The sequence below is a fragment of the Nonomuraea rosea genome (assembly GCF_039539705.1).
GTDB lineage: Bacteria > Actinomycetota > Actinomycetes > Streptosporangiales > Streptosporangiaceae > Nonomuraea > Nonomuraea rosea.
On the sequence record NZ_BAABDQ010000053.1, the window covers coordinates 19,610 to 35,258 of the forward strand.

Annotated in this window: 13 protein-coding genes; 5 read left to right on the forward strand and 8 right to left on the reverse strand. The window is 65.9% G+C overall.

All coding sequences use genetic code 11. From position 1 onward, the window contains the following. Nucleotides 1-58 precede the first annotated feature (58 nt). The 4 genes from ABEA43_RS59900 to ABEA43_RS59915 are packed head-to-tail and all read left to right on the forward strand — an operon-like array spanning nt 59 to nt 7,861. Complete coding sequence (locus ABEA43_RS59900) at nt 59-463, forward strand: YbaB/EbfC family nucleoid-associated protein (protein WP_345577084.1); 405 nt, start codon at nt 59-61, stop codon at nt 461-463. Further along, nucleotides 460-804, forward strand: a complete 345-nt coding sequence (locus ABEA43_RS59905; RefSeq protein ID WP_345577086.1) for a hypothetical protein — start codon at nt 460-462, stop codon at nt 802-804. The genes ABEA43_RS59900 and ABEA43_RS59905 overlap by 4 nt, the downstream gene beginning before the upstream one ends. After that, entirely contained in the window at nt 801-7,250 is a 6,450-nt protein-coding gene (locus ABEA43_RS59910; RefSeq protein WP_345577088.1) for a WXG100-like domain-containing protein, read from the forward strand. The genes ABEA43_RS59905 and ABEA43_RS59910 overlap by 4 nt, the downstream gene beginning before the upstream one ends. Nucleotides 7,251-7,294: 44 nt before the next feature. Then, entirely contained in the window at nt 7,295-7,861 is a 567-nt protein-coding gene (locus tag ABEA43_RS59915; protein ID WP_345577090.1) for a hypothetical protein, read from the forward strand. On the opposite strand, the gene ABEA43_RS59920 is transcribed toward ABEA43_RS59915, so the two are convergent. Beyond that, nucleotides 7,858-9,156 (reverse strand): WXG100 family type VII secretion target, encoded by a 1,299-nt coding sequence (locus ABEA43_RS59920; RefSeq protein WP_345577092.1) that lies wholly within the window; start codon nt 9,154-9,156, stop codon nt 7,858-7,860. The genes ABEA43_RS59915 and ABEA43_RS59920 overlap by 4 nt on opposite strands. A gap of 2 nt (nt 9,157-9,158) precedes the next feature. Continuing rightward, complete coding sequence (locus ABEA43_RS59925) at nt 9,159-9,674, reverse strand: hypothetical protein (RefSeq protein WP_345577094.1); 516 nt, start codon at nt 9,672-9,674, stop codon at nt 9,159-9,161. A 3-nt stretch (nt 9,675-9,677) separates the two neighbouring features. Here ABEA43_RS59925 and eccB point away from each other — a divergent pair, with 3 nt between their 5' ends. Beyond that, complete coding sequence (gene eccB, locus ABEA43_RS59930; RefSeq protein WP_345577096.1) at nt 9,678-11,141, forward strand: type VII secretion protein EccB; 1,464 nt, start codon at nt 9,678-9,680, stop codon at nt 11,139-11,141. A gap of 15 nt (nt 11,142-11,156) precedes the next feature. Here the strand turns inward: eccB and ABEA43_RS59935 are convergent, their stop codons facing one another. From ABEA43_RS59935 to ABEA43_RS59960, 6 genes are all read right to left on the reverse strand, one after another. Then, on the reverse strand, nt 11,157-12,005 hold the full coding sequence (locus ABEA43_RS59935; RefSeq protein WP_345577098.1) for a WXG100 family type VII secretion target: 849 nt from the start codon (nt 12,003-12,005) through the stop codon (nt 11,157-11,159). Next, nucleotides 12,006-13,103: a hypothetical protein gene (locus ABEA43_RS59940; protein WP_345577100.1), complete on the reverse strand. Its 1,098-nt coding sequence runs from the start codon at nt 13,101-13,103 to the stop codon at nt 12,006-12,008. It abuts the gene before it with no gap. After that, entirely contained in the window at nt 13,100-14,518 is a 1,419-nt protein-coding gene (locus ABEA43_RS59945) for a WXG100 family type VII secretion target (RefSeq protein ID WP_345577102.1), read from the reverse strand. Before ABEA43_RS59945 ends, ABEA43_RS59940 begins: the two co-directional genes overlap by 4 nt. Then, entirely contained in the window at nt 14,515-14,880 is a 366-nt protein-coding gene (locus tag ABEA43_RS59950) for a hypothetical protein (RefSeq protein ID WP_345577105.1), read from the reverse strand. The genes ABEA43_RS59945 and ABEA43_RS59950 overlap by 4 nt, the downstream gene beginning before the upstream one ends. 75 nt (nt 14,881-14,955) lie before the next feature. Then, on the reverse strand, nt 14,956-15,261 hold the full coding sequence (locus ABEA43_RS59955; protein WP_345577108.1) for a WXG100 family type VII secretion target: 306 nt from the start codon (nt 15,259-15,261) through the stop codon (nt 14,956-14,958). A gap of 24 nt (nt 15,262-15,285) precedes the next feature. Further along, entirely contained in the window at nt 15,286-15,630 is a 345-nt protein-coding gene (locus tag ABEA43_RS59960) for a WXG100 family type VII secretion target (RefSeq protein ID WP_345577111.1), read from the reverse strand. Nucleotides 15,631-15,649 lie beyond the last annotated feature (19 nt).

Sequence of the window (15,649 nt, forward strand, 5' to 3'; positions counted from 1 at the left end):
TGAACTAGGCACGGGCGGATGATGTTGTTGTTATATTCGCCCCAGTTAGGGGGCTTTGATGGAGGACGGCGACGTGGCGGGGCCGCAGGCTTACGCCGACGAGTTACGCGAAACCTTCATGCGCACGCGGCGCGAGGCGACCGACCTCAATGCCCGGGCTCAGACGATCCAGATCACCGAGAAGTCCGCTGACGGCCTCGTCTCGGCCACGGTGAGCGTCCGTGGCGACCTGATCAGACTGGACCTCGACCCTCGGGTGTTCCGCCGTCCCGACGCCAGGGGCCTGGCGGACGCGATCACCGACACTGTGCAGCGGGCCAAAGCCAAGGCCATGGAGGAGTTGGTCGGACTCTTCGAGCCGGTGGTGCCGCCCGAGCAGTTACGCGCCCATTTGGACGGCGACCTGGAGACCGTACTCGATCAGTTCTCCAGCCGGATACGGGGAGAAAGGCGCCGTCGATGACTGCCGACGACCGCGCGGACCTGCACATCCGCGGACCGATCAGCAACAGCCTGGATCAGTGGGACGCCATGGCGGACGACCTGAGCACCGCCTGGCCGGGCATCGCGGCGCGGATTCGCGCACTGAACGCCGCACAACCTCAGGGCGACGGGACGGACGGCGCCTCCTTCAACGCGAGCTACCTGGCGGGTGGCGGGCCCGAGAGGTTCCTGCGTGACACCGGCGACCTGATCGAGGAGATCTCCGGCTCCGGGCCGCTGCTGCGCGCGACGGTCTCCAACACGCTCACCACCGAGCAGGCGATCGAGCTAGGCGTCACGAACACCTGCCGCCAGGCATGATGGCGGGCAAGGGGGACGTCAACGGCGCGCGGCAGCCGACAAGCAGCGCCCACGCGTTCGACGGCGGGATCGCCACCAAGGACGTGGAACCGGTCTGGCAGACCGAGGCGTTGCCCGGCTGGGTGGTCAACCATCTGATCCCGCTGCTCACGGCGGGCCAGAGCTGGCCCAAGGGCAGCGAGAGCAAGCTCTGGGAACTACGTGTCGAGTACGTCAAGCTGATGAACTTGCTGATCGGCACCCTCGATCCGACCGCCACCACAGTGCAGATCCTGAACAGCAGCCTCCAGTCGCCCGCCAAACCGGCCATCTTCAAGCGGCTCGCCAAGCTGTCCGACGACAAGGCCGGCGTGGTTGCCAAGGCTCAGGAGTCGTTCTCGTACGCGAAGATGGTTGACAACTTCGCCCGCGAGACGCAGTACTCCAAGCTCTCGGTCAACGTCGCATTCTGGGTCGCGGTGGTCGCCGCGTTCATCGCCCTGATCGCCGCGGGCTTCTCCCCGCTCGCAAGCTTGCTGCTGCGCAGCGTCGGCACAGCGGGAGCGACCAGGATCGCCCTGATCATGGAACGACTGGCGCTCGTAGCGTCGAGGTCGGGTACGGTCGCCGCGAGCAGCCGGATCACCAAGCTCGCCGGAGCCACTGCGGGAAACAAGTTCTTCAATGCGGCACTGGCCGCCGAACTGGTCGAGGAGATCACGGAAGAGGTCTTCATCGACGCTTTCGCCCAGTACCAGCAGATCAAGATGGGCACCCGCGACACCTGGGACTGGAAGAAGATCAAAGCGGCGGCGATCGGTGCGGGCGCCGGTGCTGTCGCGGGCACCAAGCTCGGCGGGCCGATGTCGCGCTTCGCCAACAACCTGCCCGGCATCTCGCGACTGAACAGGATCGCGGGCGACAACGGTGGCGTCGGCAACGCCTTTCTACGTTTCCCCGGACGTGCGCTGAACACCGGCCTCAACAACATGGTCGCCTCACCCGCTGGCAGCATCGTCGCCAACTACGCCGTCTACGACCAGTTCTCGCTGCCGGGCGCGGAAGGGTTCTACGGCGGCTTCCTAGGCGGTGCCGGCCGGACGAACACCATCAGCCCGTTCAACCCGAGCGTCGCGGGCGCGATCATCAACCCGATGTCCACGCTGAGCGGCGTGTTCGACTCCGCGATGGCAGCCCAGCAGGGCAGCGCCGACACCATGGGGAGTCCGACCGTCGGCGACTCCCCCGCCCCGGCAGGGCCGCGCCCCGGCTCGGCTGACGGAACCGTCGCGCCGGTGGTGCCGCCTCAGCGGCAGGCCATTGACGTCACCGGCCCGTCCACAGGCGCGACCAGGCGTGACAGCACCGCTACGGTCATCGGCCCGGCAGATCAGGAGTCCGGGAGGAAGGGGACGCAGACCGCACCGACGCCTGACATCATCACCCCGGACGCGAACCGGACCAACCGGACACAGCAGGACAATGAAGTTAAGGTTCAGCAAGACCTTCCCGCTCCACAGCAAGAGGAAGAGCTGGACACCCAGGCTCAGGGGCCGGTGTCTCAACCCGCTGCGCCGACCGCCCCACCTGCCGGTCAGCAGTCCGCACCCACGTCGGATCGGGCTCCGGCCGAAGCTTCAGGCGCACCCGCCAGCGCGCCAGAGCAGTCGGGCACTGCGAATCCCGCAACTGCTCCACAACAGTCCAGCACCCCGGAACCGGCGAGTGCTCCCGAGGCCACCACCGCTCCAGAGCCGGCCGGCACGCCGGAAAACGCCGGCGAACACCACACCGCTCACACGCCCGAACCCACCGGCAGCCCGCAAGACGCTGGCACGCCCGGCACCGTCACCACCTCCGAGACGGTGACCACCGTCACCAGCACGACGCCATCGGTGGACCGGCAGCCTGCCGTCACGCCCGCACCGGCCCCGCAGGCCCCGAACGCGCCAAGCCTGATCGCCCGGCTGATCGGGACCATCCGCCGTACCGGGAACACTCCCGCGACCGCGATCGGCCGCCCCGGCTCCACGCACGGCTCCCCCGATCCCGGCTCCGGATTCATCCCGGACGGCCGAACCGGCCTGGACGACCTCACCGCCACCGAAGCGCACGATTCCTTCGTCAGGGAAGTGATTCCTGAGGACTTCGGCGAGGCCGTCACCGGCATCGTGTGGGAGCCGGGCGGACAACTGATCGTCCAGCACGCGACGCTGGGGGATCTGCACTTCATGGTTCAGGTGGGTCCGGTCGACGGCGGCTACCTCGGCGAAACCAAGGTTCAGGAGGTCCTTGGAAACGCTGAAGATCCCCACGTGATGACGCTGGTGCCCCGGGTCGCCGACGACCAGGTGGCGCGGCTCGTTCTGCACGAGATCAGCGATGTCATCCAGCACCGGCTCGAAAGCACGCACACGCATACGCCGGGACAGGCTACGCGCGACGAGTGTGTCACGGGCCGCCGCAACGAGCTTCGCTTCTTACAGCGCAAGCAGCGTGCTGCCGTGGCAGCAGGCAACACACAGGCGGCGGAGAAGCTGGCGAGTGAGGTCGCCGCAGTAGAACGCGATCTCGACGTACGCACTCGCCCGTCGCCTTCGATCGACGATTTGATCAACTGGACGGCAACCGACGAACTGGCGGCCCTGGGCATCCTCGGCGAACCAGAACATCTCGGATCGAACGTCTTCAAGGTGACGTTGACCAATGGCTCCACGGCGTTGCTTCTCGACCACTCCACCAGCCGGGAGAGGGACCTGCAACTGCTGGTGACTCATCTCGCCAATCGCCTGGGGCTGGTCGGTCGCGCCAGGGCGGCTGGTGACCGGCATATCCTGATCAACTGGACGCCCACTGAAACCTCTCCCGGCCTCCTCGGCACGCGCGAAGCGGTGCTGGCCGGATACCTGATCGCGCTGGCCGACATGACGCCGCTCGTCACCAAACCCACTCTGCACGTACTGACGAGCGGCACGCTGCTCCTTGCGCCGTTCCTGCGCCAGGACGCTTTCGGCGAGCTCGGCTGGGGAAGCAACCCGCTGTCCTGGTCGGACCTCCAGGCGCTGGGAACCATGCTGGAGGCCGCACGCGCGGACTTCGCCGAGATAGGCTTGCTGCCCGCGTTCAACCAGATCATGGACAGACATCACCTCATCGTCTGGAATGCGGCCGGCATGGAAAACGTCGTGACCGCCACGCCGGCCCGACGCCTCCTCATGGCCGACTTCGAACGTCCCAGGGCCGTGGACGAGGACGTGCGCCGTCTGAAGGCGAACCTCCAGCACGGCATCGTGTCACGGCGGGAATCAGCGCTGGGGCCCGTCGTCACATTCGCCGACGGGTCGCAAGCTCTCGAACTTCCCCTTAGAGAGGCCCCGGAGGTCCTCGTCCGCGCTCTCGTCCGGCGGGTGCTCGGTCTCGCCGGCCCGGCGGTGCATCTCGACCACCGGGGAAACGTCTACCGGACCCTCGGCAGCGACCGGTTGCAGGCGAGTGCCGCCACGGGCATCGACCACGTGATCGACGGGTCTCAGCAGCCCGGGGGCACGACCACCGTGGTCTTCAATGACGGCAGCCAAGCCCTGCGCCGCGAGTTTCCGACCCGCGCGGCGGCCGACGAGTACGAGGCCAGGCTGGAGGAAGCGTACGACGTCACGGACGGCCGCCCCGGCTCCCACCGGGCCGACCCTTACGTCATCTACGAAGAGATCGTCATCCCATCGGAGCCCGACGCCGAGACGGAGACGCGTCTGGCCGACCGGGCCCTCTACACTTTCCTGAGTCTGGGCAAGCCGATGGACCACGCAACACTGCGACGGCTGCTCGACGCCAACCCGATGCTGGTCCGATTCGGTCAGGCGTACGACTGGGACTTTCGAGCAGGCGCACCCGTGCTGTCGGCCCGTGACGTCACCGACCTCGCAACCAGATTCACGGCGCTTCGCAGCATCTTCGACACGCTCAGCCTGAGCAGCCGTCATGAGTGGATACTCAGCACTCTGAGCAGGTTCATCGGCTCCGAGAACGCCAGATTGATCTCGCTGCCGCTCTCCGAAGGGCTGACCACCGGCGAACACCATGCGCCGGCCTGGCAGCCTGCACCGGAACCGGGCCCCATCCTGGGCGAGCTTCTGCAGGACGACCACCTGTGGCAGGTGAACACACGGAACCAGACCGACGTGATCACGCGGGCGGATGCGGAGCTGGCGGAGCTGCCCAACGCCGAGGGCCACGTGTTCGCTCGGGTGCCTGGCGGCGTGCTTCCCGCCGACATCCAGCCCGGCTCCGAGTTCACCGTGGACACTCTGCTCGACGGCGTGGACAACGCCGACCTGCTGAGCGAGAGTCCCCATGGCGTGCGGGTGACCATTCTGGCCTCCGACTACGTACCGGTCGGCGATCTGTCGGGCCATCCGCATCGCGCCCTGTTTAGGGCAGGTGCCCGCTTCGCCGTAACGGCCGTGCTGACCACCGACAACGGCGAGCCGCACTATTTCCTGACGCAGCAGCCCACCGGGGATCGAACAGGACCGGTGATCACGCCCACGATTGGACTCACTCCGGCGCGCGCCCAGGCCCTCGCCGAGCATGCCCACCCGGCGGTGAGCGGGACCACGGCAGGCATCCGCATCCACAGCGACGGACATGAAGCCCTGAATCCCTCGCCACGCGTCGTGCCCGGCACCTGTATCGTCCAAGGCCGTTTCTCAGAGCGTGGAACGCTGATCGACGGCCGATTCGTTACGGTCGAGGAGATCGCGGCGCTGCTTCTGAACAGCCCTGACCTGCAGCCGGGCCAGACGATCCTGCTCGCCGACGCGGACGCCGGAACGACGACCATCGCGCAGCGCCTCGCGCACCTGACGGGCCGGATCGTGACAGCCGCCAACGGTCCGGTGGAGACGACATCACGCGGCGACCTGCGCGTCGGAGACATCTACGGGCCACCGGGGCACTTCAGCATCTTCCCGCCCGGCGACACCTCAGGAGCGATCGCCGAGCTGCTCAGTACCTGGCTCGCCCCCGCATTGGCGGCGACGTCCGATAGTCCGCCCACCGCAGTCTCCGGCCTCCGCCCCACTCCCCATGTCGATGCCGGCCTTTCGGAGGCGCTGGATGAGAGTGCGAATCGGGCGTCTGCTCCCCCGCTGAGCAGCCGGCATCGAAACCTGATCCTGGAGCATCGACGCGAGGTCGTTGCGGGAATCTGGTACCGCGACGAGAACTCGCTGGTGATGCCCACGGCCGATCCGCGCCTGCTCAGGCTCATGCCCGGCATCATCGTCGTCGCGATCGCCGGCGACGGCACCAGCTTTCTCATCGGCCCCGAACGGCTCAGCGTGGCCGATCTGGCCACCATGCTCGCCTACGACCCGCGCTTGATCAGCAACCCCAAGGCGAGGCTGCGCATCCTGGGCGGCGAGACGGCACGAGACCAGGCGGTGCTCCAGGAACTCGCCGACCTCACCGGCCGTACGGTGCTCGCGGGCAACGAGATCGTCTACGTCGGCGCCGACAGGCGCGCACATACCGCGGCCATCCAGCAATACAGCGCGGATGGACGACCGATCTTCTCTCCCAACGACGATGACCAGTGGCTGCACGCCCGCCCTGCAGCACCGGTGGCAGCGCCACCCAGCCCGGTCCAGGTTCGGCCACGGGCGACCGCCCCTCGGCGGGCCCTGCCGCCTGGCCTCGTCGAAGCCGCGATGGCAGCCGATCCAGCGAGCTGGATCCGCTTGGGCTCGGGCGAAGACGGCCGCGTGGACGTGCTCGTCCTGGAGGACGGCACCACCATCGCACGGAAGATCATGACAGACGGCCGGAAGGCGGAGATACTCGGATCGATAGTGGGGCAGCGTATCGGCGCCAACGTCCCTGTCGTCGTAGCGCACCCGACAAACCGCCATGCCGTCCTCATGGACTACGTCCCCGGCCTGGCTGCACCAAGAGGATCCGACCTGAACGTGAGACGTGGCGCCATGCTGCTCGAACTGCTCGACATATTGATCATCAACAATGATCGACACAAAGGCAATCTCGTGATCACCGACGACGGCGTCACAGGTATCGACCACGGACGTGCCTTCATGGTTGACCGTGACGGCAAGGGCGTGCTCGACCCCATACATTTCCGCGGCAACTTTCTCGAGCTAGGAGCCGACGACCGGTTTTACTGGATCGACAACCCGCTGAGCAGTCAGGACGTGGAGTTCCTCACGGAGATCATGGTGTCGCTGCGTCCTGACTATCAGAAGTATGGCTTCGACACCGCCTACAACGTGGCGTTGGACCGGCTCTACCAGATCGGGATACACGCCACGGGCCAGACCTCGCTGATCGCCCCGGCGTCGCATGCTCCCGCCGAAGTCCAGCACCGTTTCGGCTGGGAGTTCGACGAGGCCGTCGGAGACGCGACCCCGCGGTCGGCATCCGCTGCCGACCCGGATCGGACGGGCCGAACATGACACACGGCGCGCTTCTGATGGCGCATGGCGGGATCGGGCGTCGGATGAGCACGCTCAAGGTGGTGGAGATCCGCTCCGACCGGGTCATCGGTACGCTGACACGGGACGGGGACCAGCTGAAGTTCAGCTCAGAGGATGTTCAGGAGCTGATCGAGACGATGGCCGCCGCGCGAGCGTGGTCCCTGGTGGCGGCTTTCGACCTGCTGCGCGGCTGGAGCAATTGCTATGTGGAGATCGTCCCGGAGATCTCGGTGGCCAGGGTCTTCGACGGAGTCAGGGACGGCGTGCCGTACTTCCTGCCCGACCATCCCCAGGTGCACGACCCGCGGCTGGCGGACTACCTGAGGGCCGGTGCCGCCATCCTCTCCACCACGAGCGTGGACGTCGATCGGCTCGACCCTGCGCGGGGCGCGGTGGTGCCGCTCAGCTTCCGAACCGACGGCGCCTGGATCTGGACGGACACCATCACCTATTACCTGGAAGAGCACGGCATCCGTCCAGATGAGGAGCTCTGCGCGCACATCGCCGCGCAGAGCTTCCGGTGTCCTGCGGTGGACCAGGCCGTCGCCGAGCAGACGCTCCGGGAGCTACGCCGGTCCGCTTCGAACTAGCCGATCTTGTCGGAGACTGCACCCTCCGTGTCAGTGCCCCAGACGTCGTCGTCCTCGTGGAGCCAGGTGCTGTTCTCCTTGTCCTCCGACTCGTTGGCGCCCGCACCGGCCCCGCCCATCGGCAGGAACGGCATGCCGCTGCCGGTCACGGAGGCTGACCTCGCATTGAGCGGGAGACCACCTGAGCCGATCATGGCGCCGCCGGAACCCGTCCCGGGCCCGGTGCCAGGCATGGAGTAGGGCGAGCCGCTGTTCTGCGCAGAGGTGGAGATGCTTGGATCCCAGCCGGCCGGGCGCTGGAAGTCCTCAAGAGTGGTACGCGAGTCAGGGGTGTTCGGTCCGCTGGTGTCCGGCACCCCGGCGTTGGCGGTGAGGTTCGGGTTGACCCCGTTGGGATAGGCACCTGTCGGGTTGACGCCGTTCGGGGTGGTGCCGTTCAGATCGCCGGTGCCCGGGTCACCGTCGTTGGGGTAGGTCCCATCCGGGTAACGACCGTCTGCGCCAATAGTGCTCGGGTCGAGGCTTTCGTTCCGGTAGGTGCCGTCCGGGTTGAGGGTGCCTTGGGGAAGGCCGGCCGGGTCCGAGCCGATGGTCGGGGTGGCGCCGATGTCATCGATGCCGGGGCTCTGGTATTCGCTGCCAGGACCGTTGAGGACTATCGGATCAACCCGGTAGTCCCCGGGGCCCGGCGGTGCTGTCAGGTCAGGGTCGGGCAGCGCCGGAGGCTTGATGTCGGGAACGACCTTGTAGACACCGACCGGCCACTGCACATACACGTTTCTCAGGTCATCGTTGAGCAGCCGCAGGTGCTGACCGGCCATCTCGTCCTGCGAGCCATGTTCTACCCCCTTGTCCATCGTCTGGACTCTTTTGGCCATGCTGTCATCGAAGGTGTAGGTGTTGTCGCTCCATGCCCCGGACTTGTTCTCCACGAAGTCCTGGTGCTCCAGCAGCCGCCTGCCAAGCCCTTCCAACGGCAGGCCGACTGCCTCGAACTTCAGCGCCAGCTCACGGATGGTGGCGTACAGAGTGCGCAGGGATTGCTGCGCCTCCACCGACGACGGGCCCTCCCAGACCGTGGCCATCGCCGTCGACCCGGACGACAGGGTCTGGCACATCGACAAGAGCTTGTCGCTGGCGGCCAGGTACGATGCGGCCGCGCGCTGGATGATCGCTGGATTGAGCATCTGGATGAAGGTCTTGATCTCCGCGACGCTCCGGCCGTCGTCGTTCACGGAGAAGGACGCGCTCTCATTGAGGCGGATCGGGTGCACCGCCTTCAGGTCTTCGGCCATCTCTAGCCCTCGTTCGCCACGTTCGCGTGCCGGTAATTGCCGGCACCCGCGTCGATCAGGGCGAACGCAATTGCAAGCTTCTCATTGACCTCCTTGTAGACCTTGGTCAGCTCCGCATGGCCCTGCCTCAGCGCGGCGGCGAAGGTATCGCCGCCCTCCCACTTCTTCACGTCTTCCAGCTGGCTGGCGAATATATCCAGCGTGTAGCGGTGCTGTTCCACATCGGGGAGGGAACCCTGCGCAGGCGAGTCCGTGGTGACCGTGGTCCTTTCGCTGGCTTCGGATGTTATGGCCGGCACGCCGGTGAGTTCGGACAATTTCTTGTGCAACGCGTCGGCGACATTACCGAGCAGTTTGGGGTCATACATGACCTCGTCTCTGTCCGCCACCAGACCCGGCCAGTGTTGCTCCAGATGCCAACCTGGGTTCGTTGTTGCCATGTGACCCTCCACATTCGGTTGATCCAGAGCGTACTTGGCCATCGCTTTGCCGTACAGATATTGGACATCTGTTGACATCCAATGAATGGCGAAACATGGGTAACATTAGGCATCATGCAGACCCGCAAGGATCTCTACCAGGCGCACAAGCTGATGACCCAGCGCCTGGGTTTGGCGCTGCTTCAGGGCGAGCCCGACCTGCCCGAGTCCCCGATGCGCCGATACAACGTGGCGACGTTCGCCAGCATCCTCCTCGTGGTGCTGATCACGGCCGGGTTCGGGATCTGGGGCATGCTCAACCCCGGAGGCGCCACCAAGCTCAAAGAAGCAGGTCAGCTGCTTATTGAGGAAGAGACCGGCGCCTCCTACGTCTACAACCAGGGCGACGGCAAGCTGCAGCCGGTGGCCAACTACGTCTCGGCCAGGCTCTTGCTGGACAGCCAGGAGATCAAGGTTCGCTCGGTGTCGGCCGAGTCGCTGTCCGGCCTGGCCAGAGGTCAGAAGATCGGCATCTCCGGCGCACCCGACTCGCTCCCCAAACCGGCAAAGATGATCAAATCGCCGTGGACGGTCTGCGTGGTCGAGCAGGCGGACGCGACAGGAACGGCCCGGCCGTATGTCACGCTGCTGGGCGGAGTCGACGTCGGTGGCACGCCGGTGGGCGGTGACGCCCTGGTCGTCAACGACGGGCAGCAGAGCTGGGTGCTGTGGAACAACTACCGCATGCTCATCAAGGACGTACGCCGGCTCACCGACCAGGCACCACGTAAAGTGCCGCTGTCCTGGGTGAATGCCATTCCCGCCGGACCGGATTTCGTCGCGCTCAAGATTGCGCAGCGTGGCAAGCGAGTGACGGGCCCCGGCGGTGCGCCCGCGCGAGTGGGGCAGGTCTTCACGCTGGCCGCCATCCCGGGCGCATCGGAGCGCTGGTACGCGCTGCTCGGCGATGGCCTCGCGCCCATCAGCCAGACGCAGGCGATGCTGCTCCTGCAAGATCCAGCCACCAAGGTCGCCTACAGCAAGGGAGGCGTGCGCCAGATCGCCGTTGACGCGGCCACGGTCAACTCCGCCAAAGTCTCGGTCCAGCAGGTCATGGGGGGCGGATTGCCGCTCACGATGCCCCGCTTCCGTACAGTGAGTGCTTCCGCGCCCCTGTGCACGGTGTACGCCGACACGGTTGCGGGTTCGGTCCGGGCGCAGCTGACGACGGGCGCGACGCTGACCATCCCGAAGCCCTCGGGCAGCGGCGGCCCCGACCACGTCGACCAGGTGTTACTGCCCCCCGGCGGTGCGGCGCTGGCAGGTCAGCTCTCCGGAGAAGGGCAGACGGACGCGATCAACGAGTACTCGCTCATCACTGACCAGGGCAAACGGTTCAGGCTGGTTTCCGCCGATGTGGTGGGCAAGCTGGGGTATGACGCCGCTCAGGTGACGCCGGTGCCCGCCCATCTCCTGCGGCTCATCCCCGAGGGCCCGCTCCTGGATCCCGCCGCCGCGCGGCAACCCGTCGCGGAGATGCCGGCCAACCGCCTCACCGGCGGATGAGGTTATCGATGGGGCTCACAATTGGCTGATGCCGCCATTCGAGTCCGGCTTGAGGGTGAGGCCGGGGGTCCCTACCGTGTAGTCCAGCGTGACGTTGGTGAATTCCGGCATAGCACCGGATGCCATTCTGCTGAGCTCGCTCGGTATTGGCTTCGTACCAGGGAACAGCTTGCCGCTGTCCTCGGACTTCTTGACGGCCAGATACATGATGGTGGTGAGCGTGCCGACCGCTATGCCATGCTTGAGCAGGAACTTTTTAAGCATCTCAAGCGTTACGTTGCCGATCTTGGAACTAACTATCCAGGAGAAAGGCATTTTGCCTCTCACCATCAACAGCACCAAGGCGATGGCCATCATGAGCCCACCAATAGCCATGCACGCAACCGCCCCCCAGTGGTACAACTTCGCACTCTGATCGACAGCCTCGCCTGTGCTGTTTCGCGTTGATTCGAGAGTTTTAAGTGATTTGTTGAATTCGTTCCAAGTCTCCTCGAATTGCTCAAAGGCAGCACCATCCCACTTGGCTTGCTGTTGGAGCGAGGTCTTGAGAACAGCAAGGTCGTTCTGAATTCCGGTCAATTCGTAGGTCAAGCCGCCTTGGTCGACGGTGCGCCAGGTCTCGGCCGACTTGGACATCCGTCCCGGATCGGAGATCATGGTCCCGATCATCGCGGCAACATAGAAGGCCCATGCCTGGCCGATCAAGGACGCGGCGGCAGTCGCGGTGGCGGCGGCCTTGATGTAGAGGCCTTTGCTCCCCCCGTAATCCCACGCGGCGGTGACGGCGCTCCCGACGCCGGTGGCGGTGGCGGTGGTGGCGGCGGCGGCGGGGTTCACGGCGGTGACGGGTTCCCAGTTGTTCATCTACTTCTCCTTGCCGATGACCGCAGGAGCGATGTCCTCGTCGCCATCCCACACTCCTTCGTCTTCCGCCAGCAGTAGACTTTCCTGCCGATCACGTTCGTCGGCTTCATTGCTCGCGCCGGTCATGGGCATCATGGGCATCATGGGCATCCCGCTGCCCATGTTGCCGGCGGCACCCACGCCAGGAAGGCGCATGCCACTGGCGTTGGCTGGGCCCCCTCCGCCGCCCGACGGCGTGCCCAATGTCGTGCCTGAGCGGGTATTCGCGTTGGGCCCGTCAGGGTTCAGTGGCCCGTTGAGCTGTGGGTTATTGGGATTGTAGGAGGAGAGGTCAGTTTTGTCTGACGGCCGGTTGAGCGCCGCGTCGATGTCGGGGACCTTCGTATCCGGGCTGCTGACGTTCAGCGGGTCCGTCCCAGGCAGATCCGTTGTCGGCACATCCGAGCGGGGCAGATCCGTCGGGAGATCCGTCGTCGGGACGTCGTTCTTCGGCAGGTTCGTGCCGGGTATATCCGTCGCCGGTGCGCCGTTCTCGGGGAGATCCGAGCTGGGCAACTCTGGGTCCGGGCCGGGTAGCTCCGGGTCCGGGCCAGGTAGCACCGGGTCCGGGCCAGGTAGCACCGGGTCCGGGCCAGGTAGCTCCGGGTCCGGTATGCCGGGCATCTCTGGGCCCGGGCCGGGCAATTCCGGACCCGGTTTGCCGTCATCGCCGGGGCCAGGGGGGTTCTCGGCCTCCGTGTAGTTGGCGTCTGCCTTCTTCAGCGCTTCCCTCCAGCTGTCCAGCGCGTTCTTGCCTCTCGCCAGCGCAGACGACTGGGCCGCGATTGCCTTGTCGTGAGCAGTGGTGAGCCCGATGCCGATCACGCCGAAGCCGGGGGCCGGAACACCCATCTCATCGGACCTCCCCTGCAGGGTGCCGAAGAGCCCTTTGGGCATTTCGATCCTGCCACTGACCGCGTCGAGTCCGCCTGGCTTGAAGGAGATGCCGGACGAGGCCAGCGGCGCTTGAGCGGTTACCGGAAGGCCGCCGTACGTGGTAGCGGCATTCGGCTGCTGGCCGGTCGGCTGACCTGCGCTGCCTTCCTGCGGATTGCTCATCCGATGACCGGATCTGTCACGTCATGGCTGCTGCTCCACGACGATCTGTCCTCCGACAGATAGGTATTGCGCTCCATGTCGCCGCCCTCATCCCCCATCGCGCCGCCTGTTCCCGTCATCGGCATGAATGGCATACCGGATGCGCTCACCGTGCTCCCGCTGCGCACCGTCGCGAGGCCCGCGCCGGGCGTGTACGCGACGTTCGGGGAGCCGATCACTGACGGGACACCTGGGGGCGCGGCCCACGGCGCCGGAGTCGCGGTGGGGGTCACCGTACCTGTGGGAGTGTTGCCGATCGTGGCCGTCGTGGGCTGGTAAGCCGATGTCTCGGTGTGGTGGGGGTCCGTCGCGGGGACGGCATCGTCGAAGGCGGTCCTGTCCTGGGCGCCGATCACCGGCGGGGCGGTGCCGTCCTCTGTGCTTGCTCCGGCGTTCTTACCCGGGCTGCCGGTTTGTTCCCCGGGCTGGACCGTGTTGCCTGGCTGCTCTCCGCCGCTGGACTGATCCTGGCGATCGGGCCGATCCTGGCCGCCGGGTTGATCCTGGCCACCGGGCTGGTCCTGACCAGGCTGATCATCCGGTGCTGTCACTGGATCGACACCCGCCTCGCCGCCCGAACGATCGTGATCCTGTATCGAGTTCGGCGCGTCGGCCGTGGACCCCTTGTTTCCGCTACCCGTGCCGCTGACGCTCGCGTCGTCGGCACCGTCGGTATCCGCGTGGTCGGCGGTGGTGGTGGTGAACGTGGAGCCCTGGGTCTCGGTTCTGCTCCGATATTCGACGCTGATCGATGCGCCGGGCGTAGGCGGAATCGTCACGGTAGGCAGCTCATAGGTGATGCTGATGGGGAGCGAGGAGATGAACAGAGAGCGGATCTTCTCGTTGAGCCTCTTCAGCGCCTCCTGCGCCCTGGGGTTCTCGATCCTGGCGGTGGCGATGGTCTCGGCGTCACCCAAGAGGTCGAGCGTGAGCATGGTCTTCCGTAACCGGATGACCTCCTGGACCTCCGCGTCCACTTCGTTCTTGGCCGCCTTGATGCCATCGACCTCGGCGATGGCCATGGGGATATAGCCCGCGTAGGTCTCCAGGCTCTGGCCCATACTTGTGAGTGTGCGCGCCAGCTGCTGACCGGTGGCGTGCACGAGCTCCAGCGCGATACGAGCCTTGTCAGCGTCCGGACCCTTCCAAATGGTGAGGATCTTGCCGGCGTTATCCTCGATTCCGGCAACCGCGCTGGTGATCGCCTCCGCTGCGCTGGTGTAGGCGGAACCAGCCCCTTTGATCAACTCTTGCTGGGACGTGCCCAGCAGGCGCCGGATCTCTTCCTTCGGATGAAACTCCGTCTCACCCGTGGGGATCCTGTCACCCCAGATGGCGAGCGTCTCACCTTTCGTGCCGCTGTCAGCCACGGTCAAGCGCCCTCGTTTCGCCTATCCGCTTCAGCGTGGTTGCCCGCGCTCGCCTCGATGGCCGCGATGACGTTCTTGTAAGCCTTGACGAACTCGGAGTGGACCTGCCCGAGCTTCTGTCCTGCGCTGTCCCTGCCCGCAGTCACACCGAAGGTCTTGGCATCCATCCACTCCCCGAACTGAGTGGCCTCGAGCTGGACATCGGTCATGGCGGCCCCGCTGAGGCCCGGCTTCTCCACGGCCTCGATGCACTTCGTCAGAACCTCGGCGACAGCTCGCATCGTGGAGGGTTCGTGAACCCTCCCGTCACTCTCGAAATGGCCAGCCATGGACGGATCGACCCGCCCATCACGGCCCGGCTCGGCCATCACTTACTCCTGCGGACGCGAGGTCTCGGTCGCCGCGGCGGCACGACGACCGAGAAAAGGCATGGACAACGACGATCAGTCCGTCCAGATGGCGATGTTGCGCCGCTCAGCGGCCTGGTAGTTGCCATTGGCGACGTCGACGGCACCGGCCGCCTGGAACAACTGCCTGCCCATCTCCTGCTCGTGGGCGTTCCACTGGTCCTTCTTGGTGTTGAAGAACGTCTCCGCCTCGCCCTCCCAGCTGGGTCCGAGCTCCTTCTTGATGTCGGCATACAGATCGTCCGTGACCTTGTCGAGCTCGGTCACGACCTTCTTCAGCTCCTCGTAGGCATGGTCCATGCTGCCGAACTTGACGAATGTGTGATCATCGGGAACGGTCACTGCGGTCTCCGTTGCGTCGGTCGGCTAGTTGCTGTTGATCACTGAGTCGATCCGGCCCGCGCTGCCGTCTCTGACCAGCGACCCGGACAAGTCCATGTTCTGGTCGGCGGCGTTCCGGTAGACGCCGGCGCCGATGTTGAGCCGGTCGTGGATGTCTTCGAGGATCTTGATCACGGCCTTGAACTCGACGTCCCACCGGTCGAGCGCCTGGCTGAACTTCTGGGCCGCGCCACCCCGCCAGCCCTGGGTGGTCAGATCGCCTTTGATCGCCTGAACCCGCTGACGCATACCTTCGATGTACTGCGCGGTGTCCTGGCAGTACCCCGCAGCGTTGGTCAACTGCGTCGGACTTGCTCCGTACAGTGCCACTGGACCTCCAAGTGGACAT

What these genes read in the sequence shown, in the direction of transcription:
- ABEA43_RS59915 (WP_345577090.1), top strand. Translation starts at nt 7,295, where the DNA reads ATGAGCACGCTCAAGGTGGTGGAGATCCGCTCCGACCGGGTCATCGGT.
- ABEA43_RS59900 (WP_345577084.1), top strand. Translation starts at nt 59, where the DNA reads ATGGAGGACGGCGACGTGGCGGGGCCGCAGGCTTACGCCGACGAGTTA.
- ABEA43_RS59925 (WP_345577094.1), bottom strand. Translation starts at nt 9,674, where the DNA reads ATGTCAACAGATGTCCAATATCTGTACGGCAAAGCGATGGCCAAGTAC.
- eccB (WP_345577096.1), top strand. Translation starts at nt 9,678, where the DNA reads ATGAATGGCGAAACATGGGTAACATTAGGCATCATGCAGACCCGCAAG.
- ABEA43_RS59905 (WP_345577086.1), top strand. Translation starts at nt 460, where the DNA reads ATGACTGCCGACGACCGCGCGGACCTGCACATCCGCGGACCGATCAGC.
- ABEA43_RS59940 (WP_345577100.1), bottom strand. Translation starts at nt 13,103, where the DNA reads ATGAGCAATCCGCAGGAAGGCAGCGCAGGTCAGCCGACCGGCCAGCAG.
- ABEA43_RS59920 (WP_345577092.1), bottom strand. Translation starts at nt 9,156, where the DNA reads ATGGCCGAAGACCTGAAGGCGGTGCACCCGATCCGCCTCAATGAGAGC.
- ABEA43_RS59935 (WP_345577098.1), bottom strand. Translation starts at nt 12,005, where the DNA reads ATGAACAACTGGGAACCCGTCACCGCCGTGAACCCCGCCGCCGCCGCC.
- ABEA43_RS59950 (WP_345577105.1), bottom strand. Translation starts at nt 14,880, where the DNA reads ATGGCCGAGCCGGGCCGTGATGGGCGGGTCGATCCGTCCATGGCTGGC.
- ABEA43_RS59910 (WP_345577088.1), top strand. Translation starts at nt 801, where the DNA reads ATGATGGCGGGCAAGGGGGACGTCAACGGCGCGCGGCAGCCGACAAGC.